Raw genomic sequence first — 6,001 nt, 5'->3', positions numbered from 1 at the left:
TCTATGCGGAAAAGACGATTGCCACGTCGACCACCGGCGACCCGCTCGTCTCGCTGGCGCTTGCAGACAATGAATATCCCGAGGAGTGGAGGCCATGAGCGACCCCATCGCCACGGGCGCCGGCCTGGCGCCGAAGCAGCCGCGCCGCTGGACGGGGCCTGCGCTTCTGGCCTCGCTTGTGGTCAATCTCTTTCTGATCGGGCTCATCGGCGCGAGCCTCTTCTTTCTGCCGCGCTCGCCGGCGAAAGGCGAGCTCAGTGCCGTGCCATCCTCTTTCTTCCGTACCCTGCACAAGGATATGAGAGAGCTTTCGGCGGCCGACAAGGCGGCCCTGCGCGAGGTCATGCGAAGCCGGTTTCCGGCGATCCGCCCCGATTTCGTGAGGATCGAAACCGCGCGCAAGGAACTTGCGGAAGCACTCGCCTCAAATCCCTTCGATGCCGAGAAGGTCGGCGCCGCCTTCGACAGGGTCGATGCCGCGCAGTCCGACATGATGCATGCGACGCGCGATGCCTTGATTCAGGGATTCGCCAGCCTTGAGCCCGCGCAGCGGGCGCGCATTGCCGAGGCGATGCGGGCGCAGGCTGAACGGCGCCTTCAGAGAAAGTTGCGGGTCAAATCCGACAGCGCGCCCGGACAGGTGCAGGAAGAGCGCGCGCCCTCGGCTTCGCAGTAACGGACGCGCGCCCCCGATTGTGAGAAAATGGCCGGCAGGGATCGTAACGATCGGCTGGTTTCATGACCTGGTATCACAAGAGCATGTACGACGCGGGCAGGCCCGCGGGAAGTTTCTGGGAGGATGACGCGCCGCCTCTGGCGGATGGCGTCGATCTCGGCCCCATCTCGGGCGAAACGCGCTGCGATGTGGCAATTGTGGGCGGCGGCTATACGGGCCTTTCGGCGGCGCTGCATCTCGCCCGCGATCATCACGTCGATGTCTGCCTGCTGGAGGCCGGCCCTCTCGGCTGGGGCGCGTCGGGACGCAATGGCGGCTTCTGTACCCTGCCGCCGAGCGGGCTCTCTCTCGAACAACTCATTCATCGTTATGGCGAGGAGGAGGCGCGGCGCTTCATCGGCTCGCAGGTGGAGGCCGTCGAGCTTGTGCGCAACCTCGCCCGCGACGAGGCGATCGACATCCGCCCGCAGGGCGACGGCACGCTGCTTGTGGCTCACATGCCGTCGCGTTTCGAGGGGCTGAAAGAAGAAGCAGCGCTTCTCGGCGGCAAGTTCGGCCTGCCTGTTCGCGTGATGAGCAGGGAGGAGGTGGCGGAAACCGATTACGACTCGACCGAGCAATTCGGCGCGCTGCTGAACGGCCTTGCATTCGGGTTGCATCCGCTGCGCTTCGCGCGCGGATTGGCGGAAGCGGCGGCAAGGCGGGGCGCACGGCTTCACGGCCATTCGCATGTCGATCGCTGGGAGCGGAGCGGGGCGGAGCATTGCCTCGTGACGCAAGGTGGCACGGTCCGTGCCCGTCGCGTCATTCTGGCGACTAACGGTTTCACGCGAGATGAATTCGGGTCCGGTCTGGCCGCACGGCTGATGCCCGTTCTATCCAACATCATCGTCACCCGTCCGTTGACGGAGGATGAGCTTGCCGCGCAGGGCTGGAAGACGGAGCGCCCCTGCAGCAATACGCGCCGTCTCCTCTTTTATTATCGCCTGCTGCCGGACAGGCGCTTTCTCTTCGGCGCGCGTGGCGATCTCACCGGCAAGCCCGAGGACGGCCTGCGCATGCGTCGCTTCATGGAACGACGTCTGGGCGAGGTTTTCACCTCATGGGCGCATGTCCCAACAACCCATTATTGGCGCGGTTTTGTCTGTATGACCGCGCGGATGACACCCGCAATCGGGGAAATTCCCGATATGCCGGGCATTTATTTTGCGCTCGCCTATCACGGAGATGGCGTTTCCGCGGCTCCATGGGCTGGCAAGACCCTCGCGCAACTTATTGTCGGGAAAGGCGCTTTCCATGATTTACCAGCGCCGTTCCGTGACCTTCCGCCGCGCATCCCCTTTCCCTCTCTGCGGCGCTGGTATCTTGGGGCAGCTCTCGGCTACTATCACCTCAGGGACAAACAGCAATCAGGTTGATGATGAGCGAGCGCGAAAAACCGCGTGACGACGGGCGTGCGACTTTGGCCGAGTTCAAGGCGTTTCTCGCCGAACACGGCGATATCGACTATCTCGATGCCGTCTTTGTCGATATGTGCGGCACGGTGCGTGGCAAGCGCTTTCCGATCGAGGAAGCGGAGAAGGTTTTCACCTCCGGCGTGCATATGCCGAAATCCCTCTATTTCTTCGACGTGACCGGCGTCAACGAAGACATTCTCGGCATGGGCTTCTCCGACGGCGACCCGGACGGACAGGCTTTTCCGATTTCGGGCAGCATCGTCCCCGTGCCCTGGGCTTCGATGAAGCAGGCTCAGGTCATGATGAGCATGCAGGACGATGACGGCCCGCTCGCGCTCGAGCCGCGTGTGGTGCTCGCCAATGTGGCGGCGCGCCTTGCCGAGCTTGGCCTTCATGCCGTCACAGCCTGCGAGTTCGAGTTCTATGTGCTCGATCGCGATCGCGACAAGCGGGGGCTGCCGCAGCCGCCCATCAATCCGGCGACTGGCCAGCGCGAGACCGCGAACGAGGTCTATGGCATCACCGAACTCGATGGTTTCATGTCGCTGCTCAAGGACATCGACGACGCGGCGGCGGCGCAGGGCGTGCCTGCTTCCGGCGCGACGGCAGAGTTCGCGCCCGGTCAATACGAGATCAACCTCAATCACGAAGCCGATGTCGTGCGGGCCGGCGACCACGCCGTCATGCTCCGCCATCTGATCGGCGCCATCGCGCGCAAGCACAATTTCATTGCGAGCTTCATGGCGAAGCCCTTTGTCGGGCAGGCGGGCAACGGCCTGCATGTGCATTGCTCCGTGCTCGACGAGAAGGGCCGCAATATTTTCGACGACGGGTCGGATGAGGGCAGCGTCAAGCTGCGCCATGCGATCGGCGGTCTGCAGGCGACGCTCGGCGAGGCGATGCCTTTCTTCGCGCCCAACCTCAATTCCTATCGCCGCTTCGAGCCCAATCTCTTCGTGCCGGTGAACCGCGCATGGGGATACAACAACCGCTCGGTCGCCTTCCGCGTGCCGGCGGGCGCGCCTTCGGCGCAGCGCATCGAGCATCGCGTTTCGGGCGCCGACGCCAATCCCTATCTCGTGCTGGCGGCGATCCTGGCGGGCATCCATTACGGCATCGTCAATGAGATCGATCCGGGCCCTGCCGCGGAAGGCAATGCCTGCGACGTGGTGGATGAGGGCATTCCCTTCTACCTGCCGAGCGCGCTGAAGCGCCTGCGCAATTCGAGCATCATGCGCGAATATTTCGGCGATCAGTATGTCGACGTTTACGCCGAAACGAAGATGCTCGAATTCGACAAGTTCCAGCGCGCGATCTCGCCGCTGGAATACGATTGGTATCTCTGACGGAGGATCAGAGCGGCAGGGTGAAGGTCACGCGCGTGCCGACGCCTTCGGTGCTCTCGATCGTGAGAGTGCCGCCATGAAGCTCCACAAGCGAGCGCGAGAGCGCGAGGCCAAGGCCCGTGCCCTTGTGCCGCTTGGAGTGCTGGCTTTCCACCTGCTCGAAGGGGCGGCCGATTTTCGGCAGCGCATGGGCAGGGATGCCGATGCCTGAATCCTCGACTGCGAGAGCGATGTAGCTTTCATCCGCTCCGCCCCGGACGCGGATCGTACCGCCCGCGGGCGTGAACTTGATCGCGTTCGACAGGAGATTGAGCAGCACCTGCTTGATCGCCCGCTTGTCGGCCTCGACCTGTGGCAGCTCGCCGACCTCGTTCAGCACTTTCACGGAGGCGATTTCGGCGCGGCCGGATACCAGCCGGAGCGATTCCTCGATCACCGTCGAAAGATCGGTCGCCTGCTTTTCGAGTGTCATGCGCCCGGCCTCGATCTTCGACATGTCGAGAATGTCGTTGATGAGTTCGAGAAGATGCTGGCCGCTCGAACGTATGTCGTGCGCGTATTCCTGATATTTGGGCGAACCGAGGGGGCCGAAAAGGCCAGTCTCCATCATCTCCGAAAACCCGATGATGGCATTGAGCGGCGTGCGCAACTCGTGGCTCATATTGGCGAGGAATTCGGACTTCGAGCGGTTGGCCGATTCCGCGCGGGTCTTTTCGGCGGCGTATTTCTCCGCGAGATCGACGAGCTGGCGCGCCTGATGCTGCAGCTTGAGGCGCGAGGCTTCGAGATCGCGCACGGTCTTTTCAAGCGCGGACTTGTTCTGCGTCAGCGCCGATTCCTGAACCTTGATGGGTGTGATGTCGGTGCCGACGTTCACATGGCCGCCGCTATTGGTCGGCCGCTCGCTGATCTGGAGCCAGCGGCCCGATGGAAGCCTGATCTCCCAGACGCTCTCCTCGATGCCGCCCGCGCGCGGCCAGTCCGAACCGATGCCCGCATCCGCCATCACCTGTTCAAGCGTCGTGCCCGGCGCGATCCGGTCGACGGGAAGGTGCAGGAATTCGGCGAATTTGCTGTTGGCTGTCACGAGACGGTTGTCGTGATCCCAGAGCGCGAATGCCTCTCCGATGCTTTCGATCGCGTCGACCAGCCGGTCGGTCGCTTCATGCTCGCGCGCCTCGGCGAGCTTCTGTTCGGTGATGTCGATGGTGATGCCGACGAGCCGCTCGCCCGCCATGCGCCCGCCGCCCCAGACCTGCCCCTTGGCATTGACCCAGACCCAGCTTCCATCGGCATGGCGCAGACGGAAAACCGTGTCGTAGGAGCGCGAGGCGCGCGAGGCCGCACCGATGATCTCGTCGATCGCATGCGCGTCATCGGGATGGGCGAGGGATTTGATCTCGGCCGGCGATAGCCGCTTGGAGGGCTGGCGCAGGCCCAGCATGTCGAACATGGCCGACGACCAGTAGACCCGGTTGGCCGTCAGATCCCAGTCCCAGATGCCGCAGCGCGCGCCCGCAAAGGCCATGTCGAAGCGAAGCTGGTTTTCGACGAGAGCCGCCTCCGCCTCGAGCTTGCGCTCGCGCATCCGCACCATGCCATAGGCAAGAGCAACGAAGCCCGGAGCCAGCAGCCCGGCAAAGGCGAGGCCGCGCGAAAATCCGTCCTGGAGATAAAGGGCTGTGCCGATGCCGGCCAGCGCCGCGCCGGAAAGCACCACGGCGGTGCGCATCATGACGCTCATGGGCAGGGAGGGGCGCCTCTGTGCCGCTCGCTGCTGCCAGGCTGGATACTCCGCTCTCGTGCTCGCATCGGACATACTCTCTTGTACCACCTCGTGCGAAGCGCCATTGGCTGCCCGCCTCCCGGCATGCCGGGGGTCGAGAGGCCCCGGAATAGGCCGTCTTCCGCTGCGCTCCGCTCCCACCCCGAACGAATCGCCTGATGAAATCCGATGATTCTGGCCCGTCCGCCCATTGTCCAGTGGCGGCAGGTCGCTTTTCGCGGAGCGATGCATTTGGGACTCACCGGGCAGGCTCATGCGCCTTCACTTTCCGCTCTCTGGTTCCAGTCATCGTCGCTCAGGCAAGCGTTTTTGTCGCGATCTCGAAGACGTCACGCGAGATGCCTTCCGTCCCGGCGATGCGCTGAAGCTGCCGCGACATGAGCTTGCGCCGTCCCGGTTCGAGCTGCCGCCAGCTCTTGAATGCGCCCAGAAGCCGCGCGGCAACCTGCGGATTGAGCGGATCGAGCTCCAGAACCTTGTCCGCGACAAGAGCATAACCTGCTCCGTCGGCGGCATGGAAGCGAAGCTGGTTGGCAGTGGCGAAGCTGCCGATGAGCGCGCGTACCTTATTGGGATTCCGTATGGTAAACGCCGGGTGCTCGATGAGCCGCCTGACCTCGTCGAGAGTGCCGGGAAGCGAGGACATCGCCTGAATGGCGAGCCATTTGTCCATGACGAGGTGATCGCCCTTCCATTGCCCGTAGAAGCGGTCGAGCGCCTCGACGCGCTCGGGGCA

The 6,001-nt window shown here is 63.8% G+C and carries 5 protein-coding genes; 3 read left to right on the top strand and 2 right to left on the bottom strand.

The window, feature by feature from the left end; all coding sequences use genetic code 11:
• The first annotated feature begins 94 nt into the window (after positions 1-94).
• The 3 genes from PKA57_RS04805 to PKA57_RS04795 all read left to right on the top strand — a co-directional run bounded on the left by PKA57_RS04805 (position 95) and on the right by PKA57_RS04795 (position 3,479).
• A complete protein-coding gene (locus PKA57_RS04805; RefSeq protein WP_324298044.1) occupies positions 95-676 on the top strand; it encodes a periplasmic heavy metal sensor in 582 nt (193 codons plus the stop codon).
• 62 nt (positions 677-738) lie between these two features.
• Positions 739-2,094: an FAD-binding oxidoreductase gene (locus tag PKA57_RS04800; protein ID WP_324298042.1), complete on the top strand. Its 1,356-nt coding sequence runs from the start codon at positions 739-741 to the stop codon at positions 2,092-2,094.
• Between the two features lie 44 nt (positions 2,095-2,138).
• The gene (locus PKA57_RS04795; protein ID WP_324298040.1) at positions 2,139-3,479 is read left to right on the top strand and encodes a glutamine synthetase family protein; all 1,341 of its coding nucleotides are present in this window, start codon (positions 2,139-2,141) and stop codon (positions 3,477-3,479) included.
• A 7-nt stretch (positions 3,480-3,486) separates the two neighbouring features.
• Here the strand turns inward: PKA57_RS04795 and PKA57_RS04790 are convergent, their stop codons facing one another.
• Both PKA57_RS04790 and PKA57_RS04785 read right to left on the bottom strand, forming a co-directional pair.
• Positions 3,487-5,223: an ATP-binding protein gene (locus PKA57_RS04790; protein WP_324298039.1), complete on the bottom strand. Its 1,737-nt coding sequence runs from the start codon at positions 5,221-5,223 to the stop codon at positions 3,487-3,489.
• 337 nt (positions 5,224-5,560) lie between these two features.
• A partial coding sequence (locus PKA57_RS04785; RefSeq protein ID WP_324298037.1) for an aminopeptidase N C-terminal domain-containing protein occupies positions 5,561-6,001 on the bottom strand: 441 nt, incomplete at its 5' end.

The organism is Parvibaculum sp., assembly GCF_035325945.1.
Taxonomy (GTDB): Bacteria; Pseudomonadota; Alphaproteobacteria; order Parvibaculales; family Parvibaculaceae; genus Parvibaculum.
Note: the sequence above shows the minus strand (reverse complement) of the source record. Positions and strands in the feature narration are given on the sequence as shown.

Excerpts from the sequence above, each read along its gene's own strand:
- PKA57_RS04805 (WP_324298044.1), top strand. The coding sequence starts at position 95 with ATGAGCGACCCCATCGCCACGGGCGCCGGCCTGGCGCCGAAGCAGCCG.
- PKA57_RS04800 (WP_324298042.1), top strand. The coding sequence starts at position 739 with ATGACCTGGTATCACAAGAGCATGTACGACGCGGGCAGGCCCGCGGGA.
- PKA57_RS04790 (WP_324298039.1), bottom strand. The coding sequence starts at position 5,223 with ATGAGCGTCATGATGCGCACCGCCGTGGTGCTTTCCGGCGCGGCGCTG.